14 protein-coding genes are annotated in these 14,603 nt (G+C 72.1%); 4 read left to right on the plus strand and 10 right to left on the minus strand.

All coding sequences use genetic code 11. The features are described 5' to 3' along the window. Positions 1 to 51 precede the first annotated feature (51 nt). From ACIP98_RS19625 to ACIP98_RS19650, 6 genes are all read right to left on the minus strand, one after another. Positions 52 to 636, minus strand: a complete 585-nt coding sequence (locus ACIP98_RS19625; RefSeq protein ID WP_401977044.1) for a TetR/AcrR family transcriptional regulator — start codon at positions 634 to 636, stop codon at positions 52 to 54. A 141-nt stretch (positions 637 to 777) separates the two neighbouring features. Then, positions 778 to 1,929, minus strand: coding sequence for an NlpC/P60 family protein (locus ACIP98_RS19630; RefSeq protein ID WP_401977045.1), 1,152 nt, complete (start codon positions 1,927 to 1,929; stop codon positions 778 to 780). A 128-nt stretch (positions 1,930 to 2,057) separates the two neighbouring features. Further along, on the minus strand, positions 2,058 to 3,635 hold the full coding sequence (locus ACIP98_RS19635) for a chitinase (protein ID WP_401977046.1): 1,578 nt from the start codon (positions 3,633 to 3,635) through the stop codon (positions 2,058 to 2,060). Between the two features lie 134 nt (positions 3,636 to 3,769). Continuing rightward, a complete protein-coding gene (locus ACIP98_RS19640; RefSeq protein WP_319660024.1) occupies positions 3,770 to 4,036 on the minus strand; it encodes a hypothetical protein in 267 nt (88 codons plus the stop codon). A gap of 34 nt (positions 4,037 to 4,070) precedes the next feature. Next, a complete protein-coding gene (locus tag ACIP98_RS19645; RefSeq protein ID WP_401977048.1) occupies positions 4,071 to 4,823 on the minus strand; it encodes a TetR/AcrR family transcriptional regulator in 753 nt (250 codons plus the stop codon). Positions 4,824 to 4,854: 31 nt separating this feature from the next. Continuing rightward, positions 4,855 to 5,757 (minus strand): diiron oxygenase, encoded by a 903-nt coding sequence (locus tag ACIP98_RS19650; RefSeq protein ID WP_319660022.1) that lies wholly within the window; start codon positions 5,755 to 5,757, stop codon positions 4,855 to 4,857. Between the two features lie 52 nt (positions 5,758 to 5,809). Here ACIP98_RS19650 and ACIP98_RS19655 point away from each other — a divergent pair, with 52 nt between their 5' ends. Beyond that, on the plus strand, positions 5,810 to 6,889 hold the full coding sequence (locus ACIP98_RS19655; protein ID WP_401977050.1) for a ferritin-like domain-containing protein: 1,080 nt from the start codon (positions 5,810 to 5,812) through the stop codon (positions 6,887 to 6,889). A gap of 70 nt (positions 6,890 to 6,959) precedes the next feature. On the opposite strand, the gene ACIP98_RS19660 is transcribed toward ACIP98_RS19655, so the two are convergent. Next, positions 6,960 to 8,429 carry a penicillin-binding transpeptidase domain-containing protein gene (locus tag ACIP98_RS19660; protein ID WP_401977052.1) on the minus strand — a complete coding sequence of 490 codons (1,470 nt, stop codon included), beginning with the start codon at positions 8,427 to 8,429 and terminating at the stop codon, positions 6,960 to 6,962. Next, positions 8,426 to 9,826 carry an FtsW/RodA/SpoVE family cell cycle protein gene (locus ACIP98_RS19665; RefSeq protein ID WP_401977053.1) on the minus strand — a complete coding sequence of 467 codons (1,401 nt, stop codon included), beginning with the start codon at positions 9,824 to 9,826 and terminating at the stop codon, positions 8,426 to 8,428. Before ACIP98_RS19665 ends, ACIP98_RS19660 begins: the two co-directional genes overlap by 4 nt. A gap of 122 nt (positions 9,827 to 9,948) precedes the next feature. Between ACIP98_RS19665 and ACIP98_RS19670 the strand changes: the two genes are divergently transcribed. The 3 genes from ACIP98_RS19670 to ACIP98_RS19680 all read left to right on the plus strand — a co-directional run bounded on the left by ACIP98_RS19670 (position 9,949) and on the right by ACIP98_RS19680 (position 12,788). Beyond that, entirely contained in the window at positions 9,949 to 10,629 is a 681-nt protein-coding gene (locus ACIP98_RS19670; protein WP_319660018.1) for a pentapeptide repeat-containing protein, read from the plus strand. A 227-nt stretch (positions 10,630 to 10,856) separates the two neighbouring features. Beyond that, complete coding sequence (locus tag ACIP98_RS19675) at positions 10,857 to 11,444, plus strand: pyridoxamine 5'-phosphate oxidase family protein (RefSeq protein WP_401977055.1); 588 nt, start codon at positions 10,857 to 10,859, stop codon at positions 11,442 to 11,444. Between the two features lie 153 nt (positions 11,445 to 11,597). Then, the gene (locus ACIP98_RS19680; protein WP_401977056.1) at positions 11,598 to 12,788 is read left to right on the plus strand and encodes a transglycosylase family protein; all 1,191 of its coding nucleotides are present in this window, start codon (positions 11,598 to 11,600) and stop codon (positions 12,786 to 12,788) included. Positions 12,789 to 12,840: 52 nt separating this feature from the next. Here the strand turns inward: ACIP98_RS19680 and ACIP98_RS19685 are convergent, their stop codons facing one another. Next, entirely contained in the window at positions 12,841 to 13,287 is a 447-nt protein-coding gene (locus ACIP98_RS19685; protein ID WP_319660015.1) for an SRPBCC family protein, read from the minus strand. Between the two features lie 110 nt (positions 13,288 to 13,397). Next, the gene (locus ACIP98_RS19690) at positions 13,398 to 14,459 is read right to left on the minus strand and encodes an ATP-grasp domain-containing protein (RefSeq protein WP_319660014.1); all 1,062 of its coding nucleotides are present in this window, start codon (positions 14,457 to 14,459) and stop codon (positions 13,398 to 13,400) included. Positions 14,460 to 14,603: the final 144 nt, after the last annotated feature.

Here is a 14,603-nt window from a genome sequence, read left to right on the forward strand (position 1 = left end):
ATTGTGTCGGAAGGACGCCCTCGTCCACGGTGTGGACGAGGGCGGAAGGGGTCAGACGGCCGGCGGGCAGGCCCGCTCGACGACGGCGCGTGCCGCGGCCTTGGCGGCGGTCGGCATGGCGGGGTCCTGCTCCAGCTTGCCCGCCGCGAGTGTTCCGTCGATCAGCAGCGTGAGCTGCAGGGCGAGCCCGTCGGGGTCGACGGCCCCGGCGGCTCCGGCGAGGCCGCGCACCCACGCGCGGACGGTCCGCTTGTGCTCGGCGGTCACCTCGTGCGGCAGGCTGCCCGGCTCGCTCTCGGCGGCGGCGTTGATGAACGGGCAGCCGTGGAAACCGTGCCGCCGGTACGCCGCGTCGACCGCGTCGAACAGGCCCACCAGTTGCTCGCGGGCGTCGTCGCCGGCCGCCAGCGCGGCGGCGCGCAGCTTGCCCCGCCAGGAGTCGTCGACCCGGCGCAGATAGGCGGCGGCCAGCTCGTCCTTGGAGGGGAAGTGCACGTACAGCGTCGACTTGGCCACGCCCGACTCCGCGATGATGCGGTCGACGCCCACGCCGCGCAGCCCGTGCGCCGAGAACAGCTCCTCGGCCGTCGTCAGGATGCGCTCGCGCGCCGGGAGGCGTTTGACCGTGGCGGGCATGCCGATCACCTGGTTCTGCCGGGGGCCCGGCGGGCCCGTCGCGGCAAAACTAACAGACAGGTCTGTCCGATGCGCCGTGACGCCGGTCACGCGGCAGGCGGTGAGCGGCGAGCCGCGGGCGGTCGTGCGGACGCGGGCCCGTCAGGAGCCCGTGCTGCCGCCCTGGGAGGCCCGGTCCTTCGCCGTGTCGGGAGCGGTCGGCGAGACGTAGTGCCTCATCGACGGCTCGTCGGAGTCGGGGCGGACGGCCCCGAGGATCGGGTTGGCGGCGATGGGGGAGATCTTGACGACGCTGCCGGGGCGGGGCGCCTGGATGACCAGGCCGTTGCCGATGTAGATCGCCACGTGCGTGGCGCCGGGGAAGTAGATCACGAGGTCGCCGGGGCGCAGCAGGTTGAGCGGGATGTGCGGCAGTTGCTTCCACTGCTCCTGGCTGGTGCGCGGGATGGGGGTTCCCGCGTGCAGCCAGGCCTGCGAGGTCAGCCCTGAGCAGTCGTACGCCTTCGGGCCCTCGGCGCCCCAGATGTAGGGCTTGCCGATCTGCGCGTAGGCGAAGCTCAGCGCGCTGTTGCCGACCTTGGACGGTGCGAGCGAGAGGCTGCCGAGCTGCCCCGATCTCAAGAACGCCTCCTGGGCCCGGTCGATGCCCTGTTCCTCGAGGCGCTGCAGATCGGCGAGCTGGGTGCCGGTGAGGCCGGCGAGGATCTGCTCGACGGTCGCGAGCTGCTTCTCGATCTCCTCCTTGGCGTCGCGCTGCCGGTCCGCGAGTTGCAGCGAGCCGTCCAGCGCGTGCTGCTGGGCGCGGCTGAGCGCGGCGATCCGCTTCTCGCCGTTCTCCAGCTGCGCGACCAGTTCGGCCTGGCTGCCGGCCGCGCGGTCGAGCATGTGGCTCTGGGTGAAGGCGTCCTGCGGGTCGCCGCTCAGCAACAGGCTGAGGTACGGGGAGACCCCGCCCTCCTTGTACTGCTCGCGGGCGAGTTGCCCTGCCAGGGCGCGGGCGTCGGCCAGCGCGGTGCGCTCCTCGGCGAGCTGGCGGTCCAGGCGGTCGGCCTTGCCGCGGTTCTCGCTGAGTTCGGACTCCGCCTGGTCGTAGGTCTCGGTGGCCTCCTCGGCCCTGAGGTAGAGGTCCTGCAGCCGTTCCAGCAGGACGACCAGGGTCGGGCCGCTGGGATACGGGTCCGCGGGCATCGCGCGCGCGTTCTGCGCGGGCAGTCCGAGGGCCGCGGCGGCCAGCAGCGTCCCGCAGACGAGTGCCCTGCGCACCCACTCCTTGGGCCTGCTTGCTGCTGACATCCCTTCACCTCCGACTGTATTACCGGATGCTTGCCGGTAGATCCTTACATGATCGGGTCGGCTGCGACAGGGTGACCGGGCCGGAACGGGTGGCTCCGTGCGAAGGGGAGCCACCCGTTTCCTCGGTGTCAGCCGAAGAAGGAATCGAAGTTCTTCTGGAATTCCCAGTTGCCGAACTTGTCCCAGTTGATCGACCACGTCATCAGACCGCGCAGATCCGGCCATGTTCCGTGCGGGGTGTACGCGCCGCAGTTGGTCCGCTTGGTGAGGCAGTCGAGCGCTTTGTCGACATCTGCCGGAGTTGTCCATCCGTTGCCCGCGTTGGAGGTCGCGGGCAGTCCGACGGCCACCTGGGAAGGCGCGAGCGCGGGGAAGACGTTGGCCGTGTTGCCCGCCACCGGGAAGCCGGTGAGCAGCATGTCGGTCATCGCGACGTGGAAGTCGGCCCCGCCCATCTGGTGGTACTGGTTGTCCAGGCCCATGATCGGCCCCGAGTTGTAGTCCTGGACGTGGAGCAGGGTCAGGTCGTTGCGCAGCGCGTGGATGACGGGAAGGTAGGCGCCCGCCCTCGGGTCCTGCGCCCCGTTGGGGCCCGGGCCGTAGAACTGGTAGCCGAGCTGCACGAAGAAGGTCTCGGGCGCCATCGTCAGCACGAATCCGCTGCCGTACCTGGCCTTGAGGGTCTTCAGGGCGGAGATCAGGTTGACCACGACCGGTGTGGTCGGGCTCTTGAAGTTGGTGTCACCGGCGTTGAGGGAGAGCGAGTGGCCCTCGAAGTCGATGTCGAGGCCGTCCAGTCCCCAGGTGTCGATGATCCTGGCGACGGAGGAGACGAAGGCGTCGCGGGCGGCGGTCGTGGTCAGCTGCACCTGGCCGTTCTGTCCGCCGATGGAGATCAGCACCTTCTTGCCCTGCGCCTGCTTGGCCTTGATCGCGGCCTTGAAGTCCGCGTCGGACTCCACGTTCGGGCACTCGGACGCGGGGCAGCGGGTGAAGCGGATGTCGCCCGAGGTGGTCGTGGTCGGCTCGCCGAAGGCGAGGTCGATGTAGTCCCAGCTCGCGGGGACGTCGGCCATGCGCAGGTACCCGGAGCCGTTGGCGAAGCTGGAGTGCAGGTAGCCGACCAGCGCATGGGAGGAAGGGCCCGTCGGGGTGTCGGTCGGCGTCGGAGTGGGCGTCGGGGTGTCGGTCGGCGTCGGCGTCGGCGTCGGCGTCGTCGGGCCGCCCGGGCCGGAGAGCGAGACGTCGTCGGCCCAGAATGTGGGCTGGGCGTACCAGCCGTGGACGTAGACGGTCGCGCTGGTCTGGCTCGCCCCGGTCGTGAAGCTGACGCTGAGCTGCTGGTACGCCCCTCCGGTGCCCGGCGTCCAGGTGCTGGTCCCGCCGTCCACGCCGATGTAGACGTAACTGCCCTTCACCTGCGCGGAGTAGGTGTAGGTGGTGCCGGGCGCCACGCTGACCGTCTGCTTGCACTGCGCCGTCCCGGACGGGCCCGGGCTGCCGGCCAGGGCCCAACTGCCGCTCTTCGCCTGGCCGGTGATCGCCTGGGTGGTGCCCGCGTCGCAACTCCAGCCGGTCAGATTGCCGTTCTCGAAACCGCCGTTGACCAGGAACTCGCCCGCGTGCGCGGAGGGCGCGAGGGCGACCAGCCCGCCGATGGCGGCGGTGAGGGCGAGGGTCGCCGTCGCGGCGACGAGGGATCTCATGGGGACCGCTCCTTCGGGGGCGAGGAGATGTGCGCATGACAACCCGCAGCAAACAGGTCTGGACCAATCCTGTCAATGGTCCGGACCGGAAGCGGTACCCGTGTCCCCCGGGAGGGGCCGGGCCGCGACGCCGCTCAGGCGCCCGGCTTCGACCACGGCCAGCGCGGCTTCTCCGGCCGGTTGCCCTCGGGGTCGTAGACGAAGACCCACCGGGTGCGGCGCTGCTCGCGCGTCCCCGGGCTGGGCTCGCGGTGGTAGACGTGCACGACCGGGGCCGCGCCGTCCGGTTGCGGCACCGGCACCTCGTACACCTTCGGGGGCTGTCCGGTGATGCCGGTCAGCACCCCCAGCACGCGGCCGTCCAGCGGCCCCCCGACGAATTCCGTGTCCTCATGCCTCACGGGGTCAGAGTAGGCCCTCGGACGGGGCCCGTGTTCAGGGAATGGCAGGTGGGAGCAGATGTGCGACGGCCTGTGCGAGCGGCGCGACCCTGCGGGCGAGATCGCCGGCGGGGCTGCCCGGGTTCTCCCTGCCCAGCGCGGCCAGCGCGACCCCGGCGGTCTCCTGGTCGGTGGTGGAGCTGACCAGCAGCAGTGCCGTGAAGTGGTCGACCAGCCACCGCCGCAGCTCGTGGGCCGGCGGCTGCTTGCCCTCGTCGAGCCAGGTCAGCGACACCGCCTCCACGCTCGCGATCCACGAACGCACCATCATCGCCAGCCGCGGGCCCGGTGCCGGTGCGCCCAGGTGCATGAGGATCTGCTCGGCGGCGCTGCGCCGCACCTCGTCCACGATGGCGCCGGTGCGGCTGGTCTCGGCGACGCTGCCGCCGCGCAGCAGGGCGGAGTACGCGGCGTCGTGCTCGTCCACGTACGACAGGTAGCGGTCCAGCGCGTTCGACAGGCGCTGGGTCATCTCGCCCGCGGCGGGTTCCACGAAGCAGTCCCGCAGCTCGTCGGCGGCATTGCGCATGGCGGCCTCGTACAGCTGCTGCTTCCCGCCGGGGAAGTAGCGGTAGACCAGGGGGCGGGAGACGCCGGCGGCGGCGGCCACGTCGTCGACCGAGACGTCCTCTGGGCGGTGGTGCCCGAAGAGGTCCACGGCGGCGGCGAGCAGCTGGGTACGGCGCTGCTCGACGCTCAGCCGGCGGTAGGCGGGGGCGGCGGGCGCCGGCGTCGAACTGCCGTTCATGACGGCCAGCGTATCCGGCCCGCCCGCCGTCCTACCCGAGAAGACCCGAGCTGCGCCACATCCGGCGTACCCCGGGGCCCTCGAACATGCCGACGTCCTCCAGGAAGTCCATCAGCTTCCTCGCCGCCTGCCGCATCACGTCGCGGCGGTGCGGGCTGGTGCGGGCCAGTCCGGCGGCGTACCGCGGGTCCAGCCCCACCGACGCGTACACCTGCGGGCTGATCAGCGACCGGGCGATGACCCGGGCGGCCTCGGCGGAGGCGATCCGGGTGAGGGCCAGCTCCCAGCGCGGCGCCGTGGCCATCTGCCGGCGCAGTTCCTCGCGGGCGTAGCGGATGTGCCGGGCCTCCTCGACCACGTGGATGCGGGTCACGCCGCGGGTCAGCGGCTGCACGCGCTCGTCCGGGAAGGTCAGGCGCTGCATCCAGTCGAGGATCTCCTCGGCCAGCAGGGTGCCGGTGAAGGCGCCGGGCGTGGTGGAGACGGTCTTCAGCACCCGGCCGAGGTTGTGGTCCAGCCTCGTCGGCCGGTAGACGGGCGTGCCGAGCCGGGTCACCAGCCGGGCGAACATCTTCGAGTGGCGGCACTCGTCCGCGATCTCGGTCAGCGCGTAGCGCACGTGCTTGCTGGTGGGGTCCAGGTCGTAGGAGTGCCGCAGCAGCAACTGCATGAGGATGATCTCGAACCAGATGCCGATCGAGGCCAGCGAGGCCGCTTCGTGCCTGCTCAGCTCGATCCGCTGCTCCTGCGGCATGTGCTTCCACAGCGGGGTGTCGTACAGCGAGCACAGCTCGGGCGGCCAGAACCACCCGCCCTCCTCGAAGGGGGCGTCCCAGTCGAGCTCGGTGTCCGGATCGAAGGAGTGCTTCGCGGAGGCGTCGAGCAGCCGCTCCGCCACTTTTTCTCGCGTTGCAAGAGGGGTGCCAGCGGTCATGCTCTTATGAGACTGTGTGTCAGCAAGCTCGTCAAGAGTCGAGGAGGCGCCAATGACGTCGCAGGACCACCTGTGGGAGATCCCGGCCTCCGGAGCCGCCCGCTTCTCCTGGGAGTACGACGACGGGCGCGACCGGCTGCTCGCCCTCTACCAGAAGGGCAAGGACAAGCAGTGGGACGCGGTGACCCGCATCGACTGGGAGATCGACGTCGACCCGTACGACCCGCTCGGCGTCCCGGACCAGAACCTGACCGTCTACGGCACGTCCCACTGGGACAGGATGTCCGAGCAGAACAAGCGCGACCTGCGCCGCGCCTACGCCTCCTGGCAGTTCAGCCAGTTCCTGCACGGCGAGCAGGGCGCGATGGTGTGCGCCGCCCGCATCGTGGAGTCCGTCCCCGACCTCGACGCGAAGTTCTACTCCGCGACCCAGACCATGGACGAGGCCCGGCACGCCGAGATCTACTCGCGCTTCCTGCGCGAGAAGGTCGGCATGGTCTACCCGATCAACGACTCGCTCCAGGCGCTGCTCGGCGACACCCTGCGCGACTCCCGCTGGGACATGCCCTACCTCGGCATGCAGGTGCTCATCGAGGGCCTGGCCCTGGCCGCGTTCGGCATGCTCCGCGACACCACCGACAAGCCGCTGCCCAAGCAGATCCTCGCCTACGTCATGCAGGACGAGGCCCGCCACGTGGCCTTCGGGCGGATGGCGCTGCGCGACCACTACCGGCAGCTGTCCGATGCCGAACTGCGCGAGCGCGAGGAGTTCGTCATCGAGGGCTGCTACCTCATGCGCGACCGGCTGCGCGGCGCCGAGGTGCTGGAGGACTTCGGCATCCCGCGCCAGGAGGCCGAGGAGCTGAGCGAGCGGTCGGAGTACCTCCAGCTCTTCCGGAGACTGCTGTTCAGCCGCATCGTGCCGTGCGTGAAGGACATCGGCCTGTGGGGCGAGCGGCTGCAGCGCGCCTACGTCGACATGGGCGTCTTCGAGATGGGCGACTCCAATCTCGACCTGCTCATGGCCCAGGACGAGGAGATCGCCGAGAAGCTCGACGCCGAGCGCTTCGCCAAGGAGGAGGACGCGCGGGTCGCCGAGGTCGCCGATACCATCGCGCTGGGCCGGGAGTGAGCCGGGAGCCAGCCGGGGGGTGAGCCGGGAGGCAGGTGTCGCGGCCGATCCGTACGGTGCGACCTGACCGTCAGCCGCGGCGGCCCAGCACCGCCTCCATCACCGCGCGGGCGACCGGCGCCGCGTTGCCGCCGCCGCTGATGTCCGCGCGGTCGGCCGCGGCGTCCTCCACGACGACCGCGACGGCGACCCGCGCGGGGCCGCCGGCGGAGTCCTTGGCCCAGGCGATGAACCAGGCGAAGGGAGTGCCGCGGTTGTTCTCGCCGTTCTGCGCGGTGCCGGTCTTGCCGCCGACCACGGCGTCCGGGATGGCGGCGTTGCCGCCCGTGCCGGACCGGACCACCTCGGTCATCATGGTCTGCATGTCCCGGGCCACCACCGCGTCCATCACCTGCCCGTAGGCCCGGTCGCCGGTGAGCGCGACCGGCAGGCCGGAGCTGTCGGTGGTGCGCTCCACCAGGTGCGGGTACATCAGCGTGCCGTCGTTGGCGACGGCCGCGGCGACCATCGCCATCTGCAGGGGGGTGGCGCGGGTGTCGTACTGACCGACGGAGGACAGCGCGAGCTGCGCGTCGTCCATACGCCGGTCGAAGACGCTGACCGCGGCGTGCGAGGGGATGCCGAGGGAGTCGTCGTTGAAGCCGAAGGCCTCCGCGGTCTCCCGCATCGCGGTCAGCCCGACGTCGTCGCCCAGCTTGCCGAAGACGGTGTTGCAGGAGATGGCGTACGCGTACAGCAGCGGCGCGTCCTCGCAGTCCTCGGAGTCCGACTCGTTGCGCAGCAAGGTGGTCGAGCCCGGCAGCCGGTACGGGTTGGGCGAGTCGGTCGGTTCCCCGATGTCGGTGATCGTGCCGCTGGTCAGCGCCGCCACGGCGGTCACGGTCTTGAACGTCGAGCCCGGCGGGTACGTCTGCCGCAGCGCCCGGTTGAGCATCGGCTGGTCGCGGTCGGAGGTGAGGGACAGCCACGCCGCGGCGGCCCGCGGACCGGTCCCGGCGATCCGCCCGGGATCGTACGAGGGGGCGCTCACCAGTGCCAGGATCCGTCCCGTCAGCGGGTCCAGGGCCGCGACCGCGCCCTTCTTGCCGGCCAGCGCCTCGTACGCGGCCCGCTGGGCGGCCGGGTCGATGGTGGTGCGGACGTCGCCGCCGGGCTGGGGCTGCCGGGTGATGGCGTTCCACACCGGCAGGGTGGCCAGTTGGGGGGACGTGCCGGACAGGATGGCGTCCTCGGCGGCCTCCAGCAGCGTCGTGCCGTACGTCTGGGAGGCGAAGCCGGTGACGGGCGCGTACAGCGGGCCGTCGGTGTAGGTGCGCTCGTACCCGAGCAGGCCGTCGGTGGGGCGGGAGCCGGTCACCGCGTGCTTGCCGACGAAGATGTCGCCGCGGGGCCGCTCGTAGCGGGCGATGGCCACCCGGCGGTTGGCCGGGTTCTCGTTGTAGGCCGGGGCGCTGAAGACCTGCAGCCGGGTGGCGTTCACCAGCAGCGCGACGAAGAGCAGCATGCAGAAGGCGGCCGCCCGGCGGGCGTGCGGGATCACCCCGGCACCGCCGGGACCGGGCCGGGGACCGGCCGCCGGGCGGTGTCGCTGAGCAGCACCAGCAGCGCGACCATCACCCAGTTGGTGACCACGGAGGAACCACCCTGCGCCAGGAACGGCATCGGCATGCCGGTGAGCGGGATCAGGTCGGTGACCCCGCCCGCGATCACGAAGACCTGCAGCGCCCAGATCGAGGCCAGCCCGATCGCCAGCAGCCGCCCGAACGGGTCACGGATCGCCAGGCCCGCGCGGTAGCCGCGCGCCACGAGCAGCCCGTAGAGCAGGAAGAGCGCGGTCAGCCCGGTCAGCCCCAGTTCCTCGCCCGCGGTGGCCAGCACGAAGTCGGACTTGGCGGCGAAACCGATGAAGACCGAGTGACCCTCGCCCAGGCCCGTCCCCAGCAGGCCGCCGGCGGCGAACGCGAACAGTGACTGCGCGAGCTGCCCCGGCCCCTGACCGGCCTCGATGCTCGCGAAGGGGTGCAGCCAGTCCTGCACCCGGGAGTGCACGTGGGGTTCGAGGGAGCCGACCAGGAACGCCCCGGCGCCGCACAGCAGCAGCCCGATCGCGATCCAGCCGGTCCGCCCGGTCGCGACGTACAGCAGGATCACGAACAGTCCGAAGAACAGCAGGGACGTGCCCAGGTCGCGCTCCACCACCAGCACACCCACGCTGATCGCCCAGACCGCCAGTACCGGCCCGAGCACCCGGCCGGTCGGCAGCTGCAGCCGCCGGAAGCGCCAGATGTGCCGGCCGGTGTACGCCAGCGCGCTGCGGTTGTCCGCCAGGTACGCGGCGAAGAACACCGCGAGCAGCACCTTGGCGAACTCGCCCGGCTGGAAGGACAGTCCGCCGAAGCGGACCCAGAGCTTGGCGCCGTTCACGGCCGGGAAGAGGATCGGCGCGATCATCAGCGCGAGCGCGGCCACCACGCACACGTACGCGTACACGGCCAGCGACCGGTAGTCCCGCAGCCCGAGGACCACCAGGAGGAACAACGCCACGCCGGCCCCGGACCAGACCAGCTGCGCGGGCGCGGCGGTGTCCGGGGTGGACAGGTCCAGACGGTGGATCAGCACCAGGCCCAGGCCGTTGAGCAGCACTGCGATCGGCAGCAGCAGCGGGTCGGCGTACGGCGCCCGCAGACGGACGGTCAGATGTGCCAGCAGCGACAGCGCTCCGAGGGCGGCCCCGTAGCCCGCGGCGCCGGGCGGCAGGGTGCCGTCCCTGGCCAGGCCGACGTCGCAGTAGCCGTACACCGAGATCAGGACGGCCCCGCACAGCAGCCCCAGCTCCACGCCGCGGCGCCGGTGCGGCGGCGCGACGGGCCCGGGCTCCTCCAGGCTCCGCCGGGGGGACTCCCACTCGGGCGAAGCACTGGGGGAGGGCGCACTCATGGGCGAAAGGTATCAAAAGGACATTCCCTTCCCGGCGTCCCGCCTTCCTGTCGTCCCGCCTTCCTGTCGTCCCGCCTTCCCGTGTTCGCGGCGCTGTCGGTGGGGGCCGCTACCGTGACGCCATGACCCACAAGGCGCCGACCTCCTTGTCCGAGCTCCCGTACGCGCATGTGCTGGAGCCCTTCACCGAGCCCCGCCTCTTCGTCGAGGAGCGGTACGACACGCTGCACTTCGCCGGGCTGACCCTCGACGACCAGGACGCGGGCGGCGCCCAGTTCCTCGAGTGCGCCGTCACCGACTCCGTCCTCAACGGCGGCAGCCTGCGCCGGGGGCGGCTCAACGAGGTGTGGCTCCAGGGCGACCGCTTCGTCGGCACCTCGTTCGCCGAGACGAACTGGACGGACGCCACCGCGGACTCGTGCGTCTTCGCCGGGGTCGAGGCCTTCGGGGCGGTGCTGCGGCGCGTGGTGTTCCGCCGCTGCAAGTTCGACTCGGTCAACCTGCGCAGTGCCTCGCTCCACGAGGTCGTCTTCGAGGACTGCGTCCTGCGCGACGTCGACCTCGGCGGCGCGCGGCTCAAGGAGGTCTCCTTCCCCGGCACCCAGCTCGAACGGCTCCGCATCGGCCACGCGCGGTTCGACGCCACCGACCTGCGCGGCACCACCCTGCTCGACATCGCCGACGGCCACGAGTCCCTGCGCGGCGCCGTCATCGGCAGCGCCCAGCTGCTGGACCTCGCCCCGGCCCTGGCGGCCGCCCTCGGCATCGAGGTCCGCGACGACGAGCAGCGCGCACGCCGCTGACCCCGGCACGTGCCCCGGTTCCCGGAGTCGCGGCACGACCGGATCGGCCGGTCCGGGAAGCCCGCGATCGGCCGCGCAGCCGACCGGATGATCGGCGACGCGGGCGTCGCGGCGTCGTGGTCCGGCCGTGCACCCGGGCCTGCCCGTCCCGCCGGGGCGGACGCGTTCGCGTCGACACGGCGAGAAGGCGGCGGCGGAATCCGCGCCACCGCCGGAGAATCGCAGGCATGGGAAAGACCTACGCACGCATCGACGGCCGCCTGCGCGCCTTCATCGAAGAGCAGAAGATCTTCTTCACCGCCACCGCCCCTCTGGCGGGCGACGGCCGGGTCAACCTCTCGCCCAAAGCCCTCGACGGGTCCTTCGCCCTCCTCGACGACCACTCCTTCGCCTATGCCGACCTCGGCGGCAGCGGCGCGGAGACCATCGCCCACCTCCGGGAGAACGGCCGCATCACCTTGATGTGGTGCGCCTTCACCGGGCCGCCGACCATCGTGCGCGTCCACGGGCACGGCGAGGCGGTGCTCCGCGACGACCCCCGCTGGGACGAGCTCGTCCCGTCCTTCTCCGACGACGTCCGCGAGCGGACCGACGTGCGCGCGATCATCGTCGTCACCGCCGAACGCATCAGCGACAGCTGCGGGTTCGCCGTGCCGTACATGGACTTCCGCGAGGAGCGGGACCTGCACACCCAGCGCTTCTCGCGCGAGACCGACGAGTCCTTCAACGACTACTGCGCCGCCAAGCCCTACGTCGGGGTCAGCCTCGACGGGCTCCCCGGCCTCCCGCTCCCGCTGCCTCCGCGGACCTCGTGACGGCCTGAGCCGGCGCGGGTGCGGGGCCCAAGTCGGCGCGGGACGGTGGTGATTGGGGCGCACGAGCGATTCCCGAACGCGCTCTTGCGGCGACAAGATCCCTCTGTCGTACTTGTACGGCCGTATGTCCGGAACCGGAGAGGTGGTCCCCCCATGCCCGTACGGCCCGTACGAGGTCGCCACCGCAGACCCCAGCCGCCCGGCCGCCTCTCGCAGATGTCCGTGGCCGTGACGGCCGCGTCCGGTGCGGGGCTGGCGCTGCCACTGATCGCCGCGACCGGCGCGGGGGCGGCGACGGCCGGCACGTGGGACAAGGTCGCGCAGTGCGAGAGCAGCGGCGACTGGAACATCAACACGGGCAACGGCTACTACGGCGGGCTGCAGTTCACGCCGTCGACGTGGAAGGCGTACGGGGGGACGGCGTTCGCCTCACGCGCCGACCTGGCCACCAAGGACCAGCAGATACGGGTCGCGGAACGCGTACTGGACGGGCAGGGGCCCGGTGCCTGGCCGGTCTGTTCGCAGCGGGCGGGGCTGACCCGCGGCGGCCCGGAGCCCCGGACGGGGATTCCGGTGCAGAAGAAGACCCGCACCGAACGCCCTGCCGCACACGATGCGGTGACGAAGCGTCAGCGGGACGCCCACGACGCGTCGTACCGGGTCGTCAGCGGGGACACCCTCTCCGGCATCGCCGAGGAGCAGGACGTACCCGGCGGCTGGTCGCGGCTCTACGAGGCGAACCGCCCGGTGGTCGGCGCCGACCCCGACCTCATCTTCCCCGGCCAGGAACTGGCGCTGCCCGGCGCGGGGACCAGGGCGGCACCGCGTACCAGGCCGCCGGCCACGCCGGGTACCGGGCCCGGCGCGAAGGCCGTCCCCCGGGAGAAGTCCGCGGCGAAGGCAGGACCCGCCGCGAAGGCCAGGCCCGCCTCCGCCGCCACCACGTTCGTGGCGCCGGTCAGCGGATCGCTGGGCACCCCCTACCACCGGGCCGGCGCGCACTGGGCCAGCGGCTACCACACCGGGCAGGACTATCTGGTGCCCACCGGCACCTCGGTCAAGGCCGTGGCCGCCGGCACCGTCGTCGAGGCGGGCTGGGGCGGTGCGTACGGCTACCAGGTGGTGATCCGGCACGCGGACGGGATGTACACCCAGTACGGCCACCTCTCGTCGCTGACCGTACGGGCCGGGCAGTCGGTGTCCGCGGGCCGGCAGGTGGGCCGCTCCGGGTCGACGGGCAACACGACCGGGCCGCATCTGCACTTCGAGGTGCGCACCGGCGAGGGCTACGGGACCGACGTGGACCCGGTGGCCTGGCTGCGCCGGCACGGAGTGCGGATGTAGCGGGACGGGGCGGCCCGTGCGGGCCGCCCCGCGGGCACGGTCCGGCGTCGCGTCAGCGTTCGCGCTCGACCAGGTCCTTGAAGCGCCGCAGGTCGTCGCGGACCGTGCGTTCGATCGCGCTGACCTGGGCGAAGCCCTTGGGGCCGCCGAACGCCTCGCGTATCTCCCCCGCGTCGTACTCCATGCGGACCTGCACCCGGCTGTGCTGCGCGTCGATCGGCAGGACCGAGCACGTCCCGCTGATCTCCGGGGTGCCGCTGGTGCGCCAGGTCATCTCGCGGGTCGCCCCCCGCGCCTGCGGCCGGTCCGAGATCTCCGTACCGATGGAGGCGTCGTCACCGCCGCCGCGGGCCACCTCCAGGCGCGCCCTGCTCTCCCCCTCGGCCGTGGCGTCCAGGACGCCGCCGACGAACCGCGGATACTCACCCACGTCGTGCAAGTGCTTCCATGCCACCTCGGACGGAACGCCGAGGTCGATCTGCTCCTCGAGTCTGCTCATGGGCTGCCACCTGCCTTCCTCCCTCCAGCCTGCGCCCGCGGCGTCGCCCCCGCCAGGCTGCCCGCCCCCGCCCTGCCCCGGGCGGCCCGCCGCCCGGGGCAGGAGGCAGGTCAGGCGACGCTGCCGATGGACTCCGGCGTGACGGTCGCGGCCGTCGTCGGCATCACGGCGGGCACGGTGTCCGGGACCTCGGTGACCGCCTCGGTCACCGCGACCCTGCCGCCGAGGCGCGGCGCGGCGACCAGGCCCGCGTCGCCGTCGAGCAGCAGGCGCACGGCGGCCCAGGGCAGGTTCACCCCGGTGAAGGCCGTCTGGAAGATCCCGGCCGACGGACGGGGGTTGGCCTCCAGCAGCACCGGCTCCCCGAAGCGGTGCCGCAGTTGCACGTTGGAGAGGTACGCCAGGCCGAAGTGGGCGACCAGCCGGCGCGCGATGTCCGTCATCTCCGGGTCGTCCAGCAGCAGCCGGTAGCGGCCCTGCTTGGCGCGCGGGATCGCGGCGAGCAGTTCGCCGCCGGGGGTGGACAGGCAGTCGACGCTGACCTCGGGCCCCTCCAGGTAGGGCATGACGATCAGCGGGGGCACCTGCTCGCCCGCGTCCGCGGCCTGCTTCATCGCCAGGGCGACCGCGTCGACGGAGGCCATGGGGCGGGCGGGCTCCAGCAGGTCGCGCAGGACCATCGGCCGGTCCTGAAGGATGCGGAAGCCGAAGGCGGAGAACTCGCCCGCGGGCTTGAAGCAGAGCGTCTCGCCGGTCGCCGACAGCTCCTCCACGGCCGTCCGCAGACCGTCGGCGTCCCCCACCACCCGCCACGGCGGCACCGGGATGCCGGCGGCGAGCGCCTCCTCGTATGTACGGCTCTTGCTGGTCAGCACCTTGACCGAGCGCGGCGGTGAGCACATCAGCCGTGTGCCCACGGCCGCGAACTCCTCCGTCAGGCCGGCCAGCGCGCTCAGCCGCCGGGGCGGGATGAGCACGTCGATCGCGTGCCGGCGGCAGAAATCGAGGGCGAATTCGGCGTAGGCCGGATCGGCGACATGGCGGGGTTCGACCTCGGCCACGTCGCACGCGCCGAGCGCCGCTGCGGTCGGATCGACATTGGTGCCGTAGATGCGGACATCCACGGCGTCGGGGTTCCCGCGCAGCATGGCCATCACCTGTGTGGTGGCCACCCCCGCGCTGCTGAGCCATATTCGGAGGGCTATCGGAACGCTCCCCTCAGTGCAGGGACGGCCGGCCGTGGGCATGCTGCGGCACGGGCTTCCGCCGTTCGGGATCATGTGTGAGGCGGATCATACTGCCGTTCGATGACGCCG

It is taken from the genome of Streptomyces sp. NPDC088354 (assembly GCF_044753585.1).
Taxonomy (GTDB): Bacteria; Actinomycetota; Actinomycetes; order Streptomycetales; family Streptomycetaceae; genus Actinacidiphila.